Origin of the sequence: Stenotrophomonas sp. EMP41 (genome assembly GCF_047495535.1) — a bacterium.
GTDB classification, from domain to species: domain Bacteria; phylum Pseudomonadota; class Gammaproteobacteria; order Xanthomonadales; family Xanthomonadaceae; genus Stenotrophomonas; species Stenotrophomonas sepilia.
The window spans coordinates 641,062-654,320 of record NZ_CP179923.1; the positions used below are offsets into that span (position 1 = coordinate 641,062).

Below are 13,259 nucleotides of genomic sequence, written 5' to 3' on the forward strand. Positions count from 1 at the left end.
GCAGGACTCAGGCCGCCGCGGCCTCAAGCACGTCTTCCAGCCGCACCTCGCCGAGGAAGCCACCGCTGCTGGTAGCCGGCCGCTGTGCTTCGATGGCGTGGGCGAACTGCACGCCGGCGTCGTCCTGCAAGCGCTGGAACAGCTGCTGCACCCTGGGGAACTCGCGGCGATCGACCACCTGGTGGTAATCGTTCCAGCGCGCAATGCCGGCGAAGTAGGCGTCGGCGAAGCTGCGCTGCTCGCCCAGCAGCCACGGGCCGGTGCTGAGCATCTGCTCCAGCGCCTGATGGGCCTGGCGCACCTTGGTGGTGCCATAGGCACGCAGCGCCTTGCCGTCATCGCCCTCGGCGTGTTCCAGCGCGTGCCAGAGCGGGGCGTAGGCACCGAAGAAGCTGGTGTTGAGATAGGCCAGCCGGTGGTTGAGGCGGTCGAAGCCGGAGGTGCCCTGTGCGAAGCCCAGCCCCTGCGCAACGCCCTTGGCGGCAAGGTGGTTGAGGATGGCCAGGCTCTCGCTGAGCAGTTCGCCCTGCGCGGTGCGCAGCGTGGGGGTTTCGCCCAGTGGATTGAGGCGGCGATAGTCTTCGCCCTGCACCTGGCCGGGCATGTCGATACGGCACAGGTGATACGGCTGGCGCAGCCATTCCAGCGCGACGATGGAGCCGAACGAGCAGCCCGAGGGCACGCCGTAGAAGAGGATCGGGGTCATGGCAGGTTTCCGGTTCAAGCCGCGGTGCGGCGGGTGAGGAAAGCGTGCCTGCGTGGACATTGCCCCGGAAGCTGTTCGAATGGCATCCTGAAGTCCACACCTGTGGACGTTGTGCATGCTCAACCTCAACGATCTGGCCCTGTTCGTCGCCGCAGTGGAGCAGGGCGGTTTTGCAGCAGGCGGACGCCATCTGGGCCTGCCCCGCTCGACGTTGAGCAAGCGCGTGGCGCTGCTGGAAGAACACCTCGGGGTACGGCTGCTGCAACGCAGTTCGCGGCGCTTCGCGCTGACCGAAGTCGGCCAGGCGTTCTTCGATCGCGCACGCGCGGCGTTGTCCGAAGTGGAGTCCGCCGAGGCCATTGTCCGTGACCGCCAGGCCGAACCGAGTGGCACCGTGCGCATCAGCGCTTCGATTCCGGTGGTGCAGGGCGAGCTCGCCGCGTGCCTGCCCGCGTTGGCCCGCCGCTATCCGCGGCTGCGCATCGAAGTTGAAGTGAGTGATCGTTTCATCGATCTGGCGCAGGAGGGCATCGACATCGCCTTGCGCAGCCACTTCGGTCCGCTGCCGGATTCCGGTTTGGTGCAACGCATGCTCGGTAGCGAACGTATCGTGCTGGTGGCGTCCCCTGGCTATCTGGCAGCCGCGCCAACAGTGGATACGCCCGAGCAGCTACGCGCGCATGCCGGCCTGCTGACGGCGCGCCACGCAACGCGCTGGACACTGCACGGCACCGATGCGCGCATCGTGCAGGTGGAACCGCAGGTGGCGCTGGTCGGCAATGAGTCGCAGCTTCTGGTCGCGGCGGCCGAAGCGGGCCTTGGCATCACTGTGTTGCCGCACAGCCTGTGTGCCGCAGCGATTGCGGCCGGCCGCCTGCAGCAGGTCCTGCCGGCGTGGCATGCCGGCGAAGTGACCACCAGCGTGCTGCTGCCGCATCGTCGTGGACAGTTGCCGGGCGTGCGCGTGGTGGTGGATGCGCTGGTCGCGCATTACCAGCTCAACGCAGCGCGCGTGCCAGCACCTGCCAGATCCTCGGGTCCTGGCACTGCGAAACGTTGAAGCGCAGATAGTCGACCGCGCGCTGCGACTGGCTGAACGCGTTGCCCGGTGCCAGCACGATGCCCTCGCGCAGGCACTGCCGCGCCAGCGCGGCGGCGTCGCGGCGATCGGGCAGCTGGCACCACAGGAACAGGCCCGCTTCCGGTTGCAGCCACGGCGTGATGCCCAGCGTGTGCAGCCTGCGCAGCGTGTGCCGGCGCGCATCGGCCAAACGCGAACGCACCGAGTGCATGTGGCGTCGGTAGCCGCTGTCGGTCAGCGCGACGTGCATCAGCTGCGCGGCCAGATGGCCACCGCCGAAGCTGGTCGCCAACTTCAGGTCGGTCAGCGCTTCGATCCAGTCATGGCGTGCAGCGATGTAGCCGCAGCGCGAGGCTGCCGACAGCGTCTTGGAGAAACTGCCGACATGGATCACCCGTGACAGCCCATCAAGTGCGGCCAGCCGCGGCGCGGGGTGCAGCTCGAAGTCGGCGAAGATGTCATCCTCGACGATGATCAACTCGCTGCGTTCGGCCAGGCCCAGCAGGCGGTGTGCGGTGCTCGCGGAAAGCACCGCGCCGGTCGGGTTGTGCAATCCGGAATTGGTGATGTACAGCCGCGGCGAATGGTCCTGCAATGCGCGTTCGAACGCCTCAAGGTCCGGGCCGTTGGGCGTGTACGGCACGCCCACTGCCTGCACCTGGTGTGCCTTGAGCAGCGCGTGGTAATTGAAGTAGCTCGGGTCATCGACCAGCACGCAGTCACCGGGCTTGAGCAGGAAACGGCAGATCAGGTCGACCGCGTGTGTCCCGGATTCGGTTAGCAGGATCTGCTCCATCGGTGCATCGATGCCCAGCGTGGCGCTGCGCCGTTGCAGCAGCTGGCGCAATGCGGGCAGCCCGAGTGGGCCGGCGTAGTCGACCAGGTGCACTGCATCGGCACGCGCCAGCCGACGCAGGCCGCGGCGCATGCCATCGTGATACAGCCAGTCACTGGGCAACCAGCCGCACCCCGGCTTGAGGTGGCCCGGCGGGGTTTCCAGCGACTGCCGCGACACCCACAGCGGGTCCACCGCGCGGTCAAGCCGGGGTTCCATCTCGGCCAGTGCCAGCGGTGCGGCCGGCCCATTGACGTAAAAGCCGGAACCGGCCCGCGCGCTGATCAACCCTTCGGCAGCGAGGCGTTCGTAGGCCTCGACCACGGTGGAGACCGACACGCCCATCGCGGCCGCCTGCGCGCGCACCGAAGGCAGGCGGGAGCCGGGGCCATCCACCCGCGCGGTGATGCGGTTGCGGACGGCCTGGATCACCGATTCGATGCGGGTAAGCGGGCGTGACACGGTGAAAGTGTGTTGGAAGTGTAGGCAGTACAGTTCTTTGCGACTGTACTGGATTGTAGCTGGGGCGATGGGGGCGCAGGTGCTTCCATGGAAATCCCGCCGGGCACCGTCCGGCACCCCAGGAGTACAGGCGTGGAACGGTCGGCGAGTGGTTGGATCAATGGCTTCATTGGCGTGGTGATTTTCGCGGGCTCGTTGCCGGCTACTCGCCTGGCGGTGCTGCAGCTGGATGCCGGGTTCGTCACCGCCGCGCGCGCCACCATCGCCGCCGTACTCGGCCTCGGCCTGTTGCTGCTGTTGCGCCAACCGTGGCCGCGGCGCAGCGACGTGCCCGGCTTGGCGGTGGTCAGCCTTGGCGTGGTGGTCGGCTTCCCGTTGCTGACCGCGCTCGCCCTGCGCCATGCGTCATCGGCACACACCATCGTGTTCCTCGGCTTGCTGCCGCTGAGCACCGCCGTGTTCGGCGTGCTGCGCGGTGGTGATCGGCCGCGCCCGGCGTTCTGGTTGTTTTCGTTGCTGGGCAGCGCCTGCGTGGTCGGCTATGCAGTGCGCAACGGCATCGAGGCGTCCTTGCAGGCCGACCTGCTGATGCTGGCGGCCATCGTGGTGTGTGGGCTGGGCTATGCCGAAGGCGGCCGGCTCGCCCGTCATCTGGGCGGCTGGCAGGTGATCAGCTGGGCACTGCTGCTGGCGTTGCCGGTGATGCTGCCACTGACGGTGCTGATGCGCCCGGCCTCGTTCACGGCGGTCGGTGCCTCGGCGTGGTGGGCGCTGGGCTACGTGGCGGTGTTCAGCATGCTGATCGGCTTCCTGTTCTGGTACCGCGGGCTGGCGCAGGGCGGCATCGCTGCCGTCGGCCAGCTGCAGCTGCTGCAGCCGTTCTTCGGCCTGGCCCTGGCCGCGCTGCTGCTGCACGAATCGGTCAGCCTCAGCATGGTGCTGGTGACTCTGGTCGCGGTGATCTGCGTCGCCGGCGCGCGCCGCTTCAGCCGCTAGGAAAAAGGGGACGGAGGGGATTAAGTCGTTTCAGGCATGGCAGACCCGATTACGACTTAATCCCCTCCGTCCCCTTTTCTGGGGAGCCGCGGAAAAGATGCGCAACGGCATAGTCGATGAACACCCGCAGGCGTGCGCTGGGATGGCGCCCACCGGGCCATAGCAGCGAGAACTGCCCCTGGTGCGCCGGCAGCGCGGGCAGTACCCGTTGCAGGCGGCCATCGGCCAGCGCGTCGTCTGCGAGAAAGTCAGGCATCCAGGCCAGGCCCATGCAACCGATCGCAGCGGCCAGCACGGCCTCCATGTTGTTGCAGGTCATCGCCGTGGGAAGGCGCGCTCCGGCATCGCCTTCGATGCCCGGCAGCTGCCAGGGATGCAGCTTTCCCGTGGTGGGGTAACGGAAGCGCAGCGCGGTATGCATGCGCAGGTCGCCCACATCGCCGGGCGTTCCATGCATCTGCAGATAGCCCGGCGCCGCACAGAGAATGAAACGAAAACCACCCAGCCGCCGTGCGGTCAGGCTGGAATCGGCCAGTTCGCCACTGCGTATCACTGCATCCAGGCCTTCGCTGACCACATCGACGATGCGGTCGTTGAAGTCCAGTTCCAGCTGCACCTGCGGATAGCGTTGCTGGAAGCCGGGCAGCACCGGCAACAGGAAGCGGTAGCCGATGGTGGGCAGGCCGATGCGCAGCAGCCCGCTGGGGGCGTGCTGTCGCTGCGCCAGGTCCGCCTGTGCTTCGGAAAGCTCGTCCAGTGCACGCCGGCAGCGCTGCAGCAGTAGTTCGCCTTCGTCGCTGAGATGCACGCGGCGGGTGGTGCGTTGGAACAACCGGGTGCCCAGGTCCTGTTCAAGACGGGCGATGCGCTTGCCGACCGCCGACGCGGACAGGCCAAGTACACGCGCAGCACCCACGATGCTGCCGGCCTCCGCGGTGCGGACGAAGGCGAGCAGGGCAGAAATGGAGTCCATGTGGGGATGATTGCGGAACATCTGGCCGTAATCAACGTCCATCGAGCCTGTTTTTCAGGAATAGCGGCGTGTCCATCATCAATGCCCCTGATGGATGGAGGCCCGTATGGCCCCGGTTTCGATGCTCCCTGTACCTGTTAAGACGCAGCAGCGCTGGACCCTGCTTGCCGTCTGCCTGGCCGCACTGGCGTTGCCGTTGTCCTTCTCGGCCGGTGCGGTCGCGGTGCCCGCGCTGGCCAGTTCCGTAGCGTCGTCGCCGAGCGTGCTGGCCTGGGTGACCAACGCCTTCATGCTCACCTTCGGCAGCCTGCTGCTCGCTGCCGGTGGCCTGGCCGACCGCTATGGCCGGCGGCGGTTGTTCCTGCTGGGCACAGCAGGCTTCACCATTGCCACGACCGCCGTCTGCCTTGCTCCCACGCTGCCCTCGCTGGATCTGGCGCGTGGGTTGCAGGGCGTTGCCGCCGCAGCGGCGTTGGCATCGGGCACGGCTGCGCTCGCGCATGCCTGGCAGGGGCCGATGCGTGGCCGTGTCTTCGCTCTGCTGGGCGCCACATTCGGTGCAGGGTTGGCGCTGGGGCCGCTGCTTGCGGGTCTGCTGCTGCAGGCATTGGGATGGCGCAGTGTGTTCGCCGTCGGCGGCGTGCTGACATTGGCCGCCTTCGTACTGAGCGCGCGTGTGTTGCCCGAAAGCCATGGTGAACGCGGGCGGCTGGATGTCGGCGGCATGCTGGGCTTCAGCCTGATGCTGGCAGCGTTGACCCTGGCCCTGCTGTGGCTGGGCGAGTTCGGCCTGCATACCGTGCGCGTGCAACTGGCGCTGTTGGCGACGCTGATGCTGGGCGGGGTATTCGTCTGCATCGAACGGCGGCACCGCTCACCGTTGCTGGACCTCTCGCTGTTCTCGCAACCGGCGTTCCTCGGTGTCCAGCTGCTGCCGGTCGCAACCTGCTTCGGCTATGTGGTGCTGCTGGTGGTGCTGCCTCTGCAGCTGCTGGGTGTGCACGGACAGAGCGCGACCTTGGTGGGGCTGCAGATGCTGGCCCTGTCCGCGCCGATGCTGGTGCTGCCGATGCTGGCCGCGCGCTGGGCGGAGCGCGTTGGAAGTGCGCGGCTGTGCACGCTGGGCCTGCTGGTCTGTGCCTCTGGTCTGTACCTGTTGTCGCGCCACGCATCGCATCCGTCGCCGTCGCAGTGGGTGCCGTTGCTGATGCTGATCGGCGCAGGAACGGCCTTGCCGTGGGGCTTGATGGATGGGCTGTCGGTCAGCGTGGTGCCGGTACAGCGTGCGGGCATGGCCGCTGGCATCTTCGGAACCGTGCGGGTGGCCGGTGAAGGCATCGCATTGGCCGCAGTCACTGCCTTGCTTGCGCTGCTGATCGGCCATCAGCTGCAGGGCGCGTCGCCGGCATCGCTGGCGCGTGCCGGTGCCTATCTGGCCACGGGGGCGCGGGAACAGGCGCAGGCACTGCTACCGGCGATGAGCCGCATGCAGCTGCAGCACGCCAGTGGTGAGGCGCTGGCAACACTGCTGCGGGTACTGGCGCTGCTGACCGCCGCATGTGCCGCCGTGTTGCGCCTGTTGCTGCGGCAACATAAAGACGCGTTGGTCGGGCGTACTGCGTAGCAGGCTCATCGCCCGCCTTCGCCGTCATCCCGTTGTCGTCTTCCGCTCACGCCGCCCATGCCCACCCGGGTCTAATGTTGATCGTCCCCGTCCCCCCACGGAGACCCGCCATGTGGCTGCTCGATCATCTCTGGCCTGGCCGTCGACCGCTTCCTCCCCCGGCCGCGGATGCACCGCAGGCACCGCCGCGCCGGCCCTGGCTGAAACGCCCTGCGCGGGCGGGGCGCAGCGGCATGGCGCCCTGGCAGAAGGTCGCCACGCCGCCGCGGCGCACGCGCCACTAGCCGGTGCGGTCTGACGGGTGGTTGACCCCGTCGCTGACCGGAATGACCCCCAGCGCGAACGGATCAATGCCCTCCAGGCAGGCCACGTTGTAACCGTACTGGTCCGGGTTGGAGCGGCGCCGGTGATGGGTGTAGATGCCGCACACGCCGCAGAAGTAGTGCTCGGCCACATGGGTGTTGAACTGGTACTTCTGCAGGTGATGCTGCCCGCGCACCACCTGCAGGCCCTGGCGGGGGACGCTGGCGGCGATGGCACCCCGGCGCCGGCACATCGAGCAGTCGCAGCGGCGGGGATCGACGATGCCGTCCGGCAGGTCCAGCAGCAGCTCGACCGTGCCGCAGTGGCAGGTTGCGCGGTGCCGGGGTTGGACCGGAACGCCGGCCACGGAAGTGATGCCCATCATTGCTCCTGTGTGATTCATCTGGCCGTGCGGCCGCCGGAGACGGTGCGCCGGCGTGCCTGAACGGGCCGTAGATGCCACGGTGAACCCGCTTGTGGCTAACTATGCGGCTTCGGGACCGCGACAGGATGCCAGTGAGAGCCGCAGGACGTTGGATGACAGGAAGTGCCATGGCGCTGGCAGCGTTGTGGGTGACCGGGCTGCTGGCTTACCAGATGCCCGGGCCGGGCTGGCTGGCGAACGGCGTTGCCGTGCTGTGGCTGCTGGGTGCGCTGTGGGCGTCGTGGCGGGTCGCGCGTGGCCGCAGCAGCCGTCGCCTGGGCCTGGCGTTCGGCGCTTCGCTGGCGCTGGCTGGCTTGTGGTGGCTGCTGCTGACCCCGCGCCAGGACCGCGTATGGGCCGATGACGTGGCCCAGCGCCTGCATGTGGTGTCCTTCGACGGCCGCCACGTGGTGCTCGACAACGTGCGTGATTTCACCTGGCGCAGCGAAACCGACTACGACGCGCACTGGGTGCGCCGCGCGTACGACCTGGACCAGTTGCGCTCGGCCGACCTGGTGCTGTCGTACTGGATGGGCCCGGCGATCGCCCACACCCTCATCTCGTTTGGCTTCGAGGATGGGCGCCACGTGGTGTTCTCGCTCGAGATCCGCAAGGAACGCGGCGAATCGTTCTCGGCACTGGGCGGCTTCTTCCGCAAGTTCGAGATGACCCTGGTGGCCGCGGAGGAGACCGACATCATCCGCACCCGCACCAATGCGCGCGGTGAGGACGTCTACCTGTACCGCCTGCATGGCATGGACCGTGCGCAGCTGAAGGAGCTGTTTGCCGCGTACATCGCACAGGCACGCGAACTGGATGCGAAGCCGGGCTTCTACAACACGCTCACCAGCAACTGCACCACCATCGTCTTCGACCTGGCCCGCCACATCGCGCCGCGCCTGCCGCTGGACTACCGCCTGCTGCTGTCCGGCTACCTGGCCGAGTACGCACAGGAGGTGGGTGCGTTGACCCCGGGTGTGCCGTACGCCGAGCTGCACGACAAGGGCCGCATCACCCAGCGTGCGTTGGACCTGGGCAGCGGCGAACACTTCTCCACCGTGATCCGCCAGGGCGTACCTGGCACCGAGCAGGACCCGCAGTAATGACTCGACTCCTCCTGATCCGCTGGCAGCGTGCGCTGCCGGTGTTGTTCGCCGCCTTCCTGCTGCTGGGCAGCAGTGGCTGCGCGATGGTCACCGTCAAGCAGGTCAAGTCCAGCGATTCGCTGGTCAACAAGCGTGCCGACGTGCTCAATACCGGCAAGCTCAGCCCCGCCGCGCGAGAGACGCTCAGCGCGGCAGGCCTGGACGAATCGCAGTGCGAGAAGGACTTCCTGGTCTGCCGCAGCACGCTGCTGATGACCGACGATCTCAATGTCGAGCAGCGGCTGTCGGCGCTGTCCGAACTGTGGGTGAAGGCCGCGCTGGCGCTGACGCCGAAGAAGACCGCAGCCGGTGATCCGCCGATGAGCGACGCAGCGCTGGACGCCTGGCTGGAAGCTGCGCGCTACGCCTATGCCTACCTGTTCTACAGCGGCCGCTCACCATCGGATCGCGCCTTCGAAGACCGGCAGACGCAGGTGCGTGACTACTACAACTACGCGGCCGAGAAGGCGGCGGTGGTGCTGTTCGTCCGCGCGCGCGCCGCTGCGTTGGCGGGCGAGGACTACACGAAGCCGATCTCGGTCGGCAGCTGGTCGCTGGCTTCCAACTACCAGCAGCTGAACCTGAAGAGCATTCCCGCGCAGCTGGTGCCGGCCGGCACGGTCAGCTTCGTCGGCCTGCGCAGTACCTATCGCCGCGATGGCTTCGGTGCCGAGCTGGTGATGGTGATGGACCCGCCGAAGCTGGTCGCACCGGTGATCGCAGCGGATGGCCCGAAGGCCGAAACGGCAGCGGATGATGGCGGTGACGAGCGCCGTGGCCGTCGCCACCGTCATGACGATTCGGTGCCCGAGTTCAGCGAGATGTCCTCGATCAACGTCACCGCGTTGCTGCGTTTCGAAGGCAGCAGCCTGGACGATGTGATGCGGACGCGCCGGGTTGAACTGGATGCCTATTCGCCGGAAGCCACCGAGCGCATCACCCTGCACGGCGAGCAGGTGCCGCTGGCCGGCAATTTCACCGCGGCCTACGGCCTGTGGCTTGCCCAGAGCGGCTTCGCCCGGCAGTCACTGCGCACCCTGTTCGGCATGAGCGAGGGCATCGGCGAGCCACACATCTACCTGATGCAGCCGTGGGACCCGAACCGCCGCATCATCTTCATGCTGCACGGCCTGGCCAGCAGCCCGGAAGCCTGGGTGAACCTGGCCAACGAGATCATGGGCGACCCCGAACTGCGCCAGCAGTTCCAGGTGTGGCAGGTCTATTACCCGACCAACGCACCGATCGCGCTGAACCGCTACGAGATCGCCAACGCGTTCAACGACACCCTCAAGCACTTCGATCCCAATGGCAGCACGCGTGCATCGAAGGACATGGTCTACATCGGCCACAGCATGGGCGGCGTGCTCGCGCGGCTGCTGGTGAGCGATTCCGGTGACGTGCTGTGGAACGACCTGCTGGCCAACTATGACCTGAAGGGCGAGCGTCTGAAGCGCGTCCAGAACAAGCTGGGGCCGTTGCTGCATTTCAAGGCACAGCCGAACGTGGAGCGTGCGATCTTCATCGCTGCTCCCCACCAGGGCACGGACATCGCCGGCAACAAGGTCGGGCGCCTGCTGGGCCGGCTGGTGCGCCTGCCGCTGACCATCCTCGGCAAGTTCGAGGACGTGTTCATGGCGCTGGCGCAGGCCGAGCAGCAGGTCGACGGCACCGCCAAGCCGAAGATTCCCAACAGCATCGACAACCTCAAGGCCAGCGATCCGTTCGTGAAGGCCGCCGCACAGCTGCCGATCGAAGCGGGCCTGAAGTACCACTCGATCATCGCCCAGCGCAAGCCGGAGCTGCCGGTGGAGAAGTCCGATGACGGGCTGGTGCCGTACTGGAGTGCGCACCTGCCGGGTGCACAGTCGGAGAAGGTCATCATTTCCGGCCACAGCGTGCAGGAGACCCCGCAGGCGGTGCTGGAAGTGCGGCGCATCCTGCACCGGGATATCGATGACGTGGGCACGGGGACCCGGTAGTCCTGGTCGCTGGCCGGCACTCTCCGCGCGCGCGGGAATCCCGTGATGGTGCCGGCCAGCGGCCGGCACTACCGAAATTCGGCGGCGCTACACCCGTCGCGCGATCACCGCGGCCAGCATCGCCAGGCCGAAGGTGATCGCCAGGCACAGCAGGTAGCCGGTGTGCGGCGCGCTTTCCACGAACAGCGCGAACAACGCACCGGAGACCGCCAATGCGGTGGTCACCGACAGGGCCTCGCTCAGCTGCAGGGCCGACGTGTTGGCACCCTGCTCATGCGCTGCTGACAGCGAAAGCGTGAGTACCGAGAGGCTGGCGTAGATCATGCCCATGCCGAAACCGGTGACCGTCCAGCCCACCAGGGCTACCGGCAATGGCACTGCATTGAACAACACCGCAAGCGTTGCGGCGATGCCGACCGTCATCATCGCCGTGCCGACGCGCAGCAGCTGCTGGCGTGACCAGCCGCGCTGCTGGTGACCCTGCAGCCAGGAGCCGGCGAACCAACCGAGTGCGCCGAGGCTGAGCACCGCGCCGGCCCAGCTGGGCGGGAGCCCGCGTTCGCGCTGCAGCAGCAGCGGCAGGTAGGCTTCGCAGGCGAAGAATGCGGCAGCGGCGATGCCGCGCAGTGCGATCACGCTGGGCAGGCCCCTGCGCAGGATCAGCGTTCCGGCCGGCAGCAGGCGATGCACGCATAGCAGCAGCGCCAGCATCGCCACGCCGATGCAGAGCAGGGCGGTCGGACCGTGCTGCTGCCCGCCGAAGTACAGCAGCAGCGCCGCCAGCGATGCACCACTGGCCCAGCGCACGACGTTGCCGCGCCCCTCGTCGTTGCTGCTGTCGGCGGAGGGCTGCATGCGCGCCAGCGCAGGCCGCAGCAACAGGGCAGCAGGGACTGCCAGCAGCGGCACCGCCAGGAACACCCAGCGCCAGCCGAGATGCTGGACGATCAGGCCGCTCAGCGCCGGGCCGACCATCGAGGGCACCACCCAGCCCGCCGAGAATGCCGCGAACACCTTCGGCCGCAGGTGCTCGGGGTAGCTGCGGCCGACCATCACGTACAGCGAGACCGAAATCGCGCCCGCACCCAGGCCCTGCAGCAGGCGCCCGGCCACCAGCATGCCCATGCGCACGGCGAAGCCGGCCAGCAGCAGGCCCAGCACGAAGCAGGCCAGGCCGTACCACAGCGGCCGTGCCGGGCCCTGGCGGTCGGCCCAGCGTCCGGCCAGGGTCATGCCGATCACGCTGGTGGCCAGTGTGCCGCCGAAGGCAAGCGCATACAGGCGCAGGCCACTGAGTGCTTCGGCCACCGTGGGCATCGCGGCCGCGACGGCCAATGCTTCGAAGGCGTGCAGCGCGACCAGCGCAACCATGCCGAGGGTGGTGGCGCGGTAGCGCGCGGACAGGATCGATGTGTCAGCCGGCAGGCGGGTGTCGGCGGGAGAGAGGGTCGGGGTCATACCGGTCAGGGGCGGGCCGCGCTTGTCAACGGGCGGCGAAGATAGCAGCATGCCACCTCAACTGTAGTTGAGGTCAAGCAATGGCATCCCAGGAACTCAGCGTTGGCGAGGTCTCCCAGCGCAGTGGCGTGGCCGTTTCCGCACTGCATTTCTACGAGCGCAAGGGCCTGATCAGCAGCCTGCGCACCTCGGGCAACCAACGCCGTTACAGCCGCGACGTGCTGCGCCGGCTGGCAGTGATCCGCGTTGCGCAGCGGGTGGGCATGCCACTGGAAGCGGTCGGCCGCGCCTTCGAGAGCCTGCCTGAAGGCCGTGCACCGACCAAGGCTGACTGGGCCAAGCTGTCCGCGCGCTGGCGCACCGAGCTGGAAGAGCGCATCCACATGTTGCAGCTGCTGCGCGATGAACTGACCGGCTGCATCGGCTGTGGCTGCCTGTCACTGCAGCATTGCCGCCTGGCCAATCCTGGCGACGTTCTCGGCGAACGCGGCGACGGTCCGATGCGCTGGGAATGAAAAAGGGGACGGAGGGGATTAAGTCGCAAGTGCACAAACGACTTAATCCCCTCCGTCCCCTTTTTCTTACCAGACCGTGATCGTCTCGCCGCTCTGGATGCCTTCCACTGCACGCTGGAAGGCCAGTGCGGCGCGTTGTGCGCTTACCGCCTCGAAGCCCGGGAAGTAGGGGCCGTATGCCGCCATCGATTCGATCAGTACATTCGGGCTGACCACGTTGATGCGCAGGCCGCGCGGGAGCAGCTCCAGGGCGGCTGCGCGCACGAAGCCTTCCAGTGCGGCATTCACTGCGGTGGCGTTGACGCCGCCGCGGATCGGCTGCGCGCTGACGATGCCGCTGGTCAGGGTGATCGAGCCGCCCGCACTGAGGTGGTGCTGCGCGGCCAAGGCCAAGCGCACCTGGCCAAGCAGTTTGTCCTGCAGGCCGATAGTGAACTGTTCGGGCGTCATGTCCTGCAGCGGGCCGAAATGCAGTTTGCCTGCAGTCGAGATCACCGCATCTACCGGGCCTGTACGCGCAAACAGTTCGGCGACGCTGGCGTCATCGGTCAGGTCCACGCGCAGTTCGCCGCTGCTGCGGCCGGCGGCGAGAATCCGATGCTGTTGGCCGAGCTGGCGGGCGACTGCCTGGCCGAGCGTGCCGCTGGCACCGACGAGGAGGATCTTCATGGCCGTTCCTTGCGTGTGGGAGTGAGCGCAGTCTGCGCCGTCACAGTGGAGTTAGGTAAGCGGCGTATGATTCGCAGATTCCTAACCCT

General features: G+C 67.6%; 12 protein-coding genes. 6 read left to right on the forward strand and 6 right to left on the reverse strand.

The window, feature by feature from the left end; genetic code table 11:
* Nucleotides 1-7 precede the first annotated feature (7 nt).
* On the reverse strand, nt 8-706 hold the full coding sequence (locus ACMGRF_RS02915) for a glutathione S-transferase family protein (protein WP_049417087.1): 699 nt from the start codon (nt 704-706) through the stop codon (nt 8-10).
* Between the two features lie 115 nt (nt 707-821).
* Between ACMGRF_RS02915 and ACMGRF_RS02920 the strand changes: the two genes are divergently transcribed.
* The gene (locus ACMGRF_RS02920; RefSeq protein ID WP_180879924.1) at nt 822-1,766 is read left to right on the forward strand and encodes a LysR substrate-binding domain-containing protein; all 945 of its coding nucleotides are present in this window, start codon (nt 822-824) and stop codon (nt 1,764-1,766) included.
* Here the strand turns inward: ACMGRF_RS02920 and ACMGRF_RS02925 are convergent.
* Complete coding sequence (locus ACMGRF_RS02925; RefSeq protein ID WP_180879922.1) at nt 1,705-3,084, reverse strand: PLP-dependent aminotransferase family protein; 1,380 nt, start codon at nt 3,082-3,084, stop codon at nt 1,705-1,707. The two genes, ACMGRF_RS02920 and ACMGRF_RS02925, sit on opposite strands and share 62 nt — an antisense overlap.
* A gap of 132 nt (nt 3,085-3,216) precedes the next feature.
* Between ACMGRF_RS02925 and ACMGRF_RS02930 the strand changes: the two genes are divergently transcribed.
* Nucleotides 3,217-4,080, forward strand: coding sequence for a DMT family transporter (locus ACMGRF_RS02930; protein ID WP_099494694.1), 864 nt, complete (start codon nt 3,217-3,219; stop codon nt 4,078-4,080).
* Nucleotides 4,081-4,129: 49 nt separating this feature from the next.
* Here the strand turns inward: ACMGRF_RS02930 and ACMGRF_RS02935 are convergent, their stop codons facing one another.
* Complete coding sequence (locus tag ACMGRF_RS02935) at nt 4,130-5,053, reverse strand: LysR substrate-binding domain-containing protein (RefSeq protein ID WP_134708981.1); 924 nt, start codon at nt 5,051-5,053, stop codon at nt 4,130-4,132.
* Between the two features lie 106 nt (nt 5,054-5,159).
* Between ACMGRF_RS02935 and ACMGRF_RS02940 the strand changes: the two genes are divergently transcribed.
* The gene (locus ACMGRF_RS02940; protein WP_049440503.1) at nt 5,160-6,677 is read left to right on the forward strand and encodes an MFS transporter; all 1,518 of its coding nucleotides are present in this window, start codon (nt 5,160-5,162) and stop codon (nt 6,675-6,677) included.
* A gap of 280 nt (nt 6,678-6,957) precedes the next feature.
* Here ACMGRF_RS02940 and ACMGRF_RS02945 read toward each other — a convergent pair whose 3' ends face one another.
* Entirely contained in the window at nt 6,958-7,362 is a 405-nt protein-coding gene (locus ACMGRF_RS02945; protein WP_005415530.1) for a GFA family protein, read from the reverse strand.
* 170 nt (nt 7,363-7,532) lie between these two features.
* Between ACMGRF_RS02945 and ACMGRF_RS02950 the strand changes: the two genes are divergently transcribed.
* Both ACMGRF_RS02950 and ACMGRF_RS02955 read left to right on the forward strand, forming a co-directional pair.
* Nucleotides 7,533-8,507 carry a DUF4105 domain-containing protein gene (locus tag ACMGRF_RS02950; protein ID WP_180879942.1) on the forward strand — a complete coding sequence of 325 codons (975 nt, stop codon included), beginning with the start codon at nt 7,533-7,535 and terminating at the stop codon, nt 8,505-8,507.
* Nucleotides 8,507-10,528: an esterase/lipase family protein gene (locus ACMGRF_RS02955; RefSeq protein WP_049417092.1), complete on the forward strand. Its 2,022-nt coding sequence runs from the start codon at nt 8,507-8,509 to the stop codon at nt 10,526-10,528. Before ACMGRF_RS02950 ends, ACMGRF_RS02955 begins: the two co-directional genes overlap by 1 nt.
* A gap of 87 nt (nt 10,529-10,615) precedes the next feature.
* Here ACMGRF_RS02955 and ACMGRF_RS02960 read toward each other — a convergent pair whose 3' ends face one another.
* A complete protein-coding gene (locus ACMGRF_RS02960) occupies nt 10,616-12,037 on the reverse strand; it encodes an MFS transporter (RefSeq protein WP_049417093.1) in 1,422 nt (473 codons plus the stop codon).
* A 29-nt stretch (nt 12,038-12,066) separates the two neighbouring features.
* On the opposite strand from ACMGRF_RS02960, the gene soxR reads away from it, so the two are divergent.
* Entirely contained in the window at nt 12,067-12,501 is a 435-nt protein-coding gene (gene soxR, locus ACMGRF_RS02965; RefSeq protein WP_005415534.1) for a redox-sensitive transcriptional activator SoxR, read from the forward strand.
* 66 nt (nt 12,502-12,567) lie between these two features.
* Here the strand turns inward: soxR and ACMGRF_RS02970 are convergent, their stop codons facing one another.
* Nucleotides 12,568-13,170 carry a short chain dehydrogenase gene (locus tag ACMGRF_RS02970; protein WP_180879914.1) on the reverse strand — a complete coding sequence of 201 codons (603 nt, stop codon included), beginning with the start codon at nt 13,168-13,170 and terminating at the stop codon, nt 12,568-12,570.
* Nucleotides 13,171-13,259 lie beyond the last annotated feature (89 nt).

Coding starts and splice junctions, on each gene's coding strand:
- ACMGRF_RS02935 (WP_134708981.1), bottom strand. CDS start 5,053: ATGGACTCCATTTCTGCCCTGCTCGCCTTCGTCCGCACCGCGGAGGCC.
- ACMGRF_RS02955 (WP_049417092.1), top strand. CDS start 8,507: ATGACTCGACTCCTCCTGATCCGCTGGCAGCGTGCGCTGCCGGTGTTG.
- ACMGRF_RS02940 (WP_049440503.1), top strand. CDS start 5,160: ATGGCCCCGGTTTCGATGCTCCCTGTACCTGTTAAGACGCAGCAGCGC.
- ACMGRF_RS02945 (WP_005415530.1), bottom strand. CDS start 7,362: ATGGGCATCACTTCCGTGGCCGGCGTTCCGGTCCAACCCCGGCACCGC.
- ACMGRF_RS02915 (WP_049417087.1), bottom strand. CDS start 706: ATGACCCCGATCCTCTTCTACGGCGTGCCCTCGGGCTGCTCGTTCGGC.
- ACMGRF_RS02920 (WP_180879924.1), top strand. CDS start 822: ATGCTCAACCTCAACGATCTGGCCCTGTTCGTCGCCGCAGTGGAGCAG.
- ACMGRF_RS02950 (WP_180879942.1), top strand. CDS start 7,533: ATGGCGCTGGCAGCGTTGTGGGTGACCGGGCTGCTGGCTTACCAGATG.
- ACMGRF_RS02970 (WP_180879914.1), bottom strand. CDS start 13,170: ATGAAGATCCTCCTCGTCGGTGCCAGCGGCACGCTCGGCCAGGCAGTC.
- soxR (WP_005415534.1), top strand. CDS start 12,067: ATGGCATCCCAGGAACTCAGCGTTGGCGAGGTCTCCCAGCGCAGTGGC.
- ACMGRF_RS02960 (WP_049417093.1), bottom strand. CDS start 12,037: ATGCTGCTATCTTCGCCGCCCGTTGACAAGCGCGGCCCGCCCCTGACC.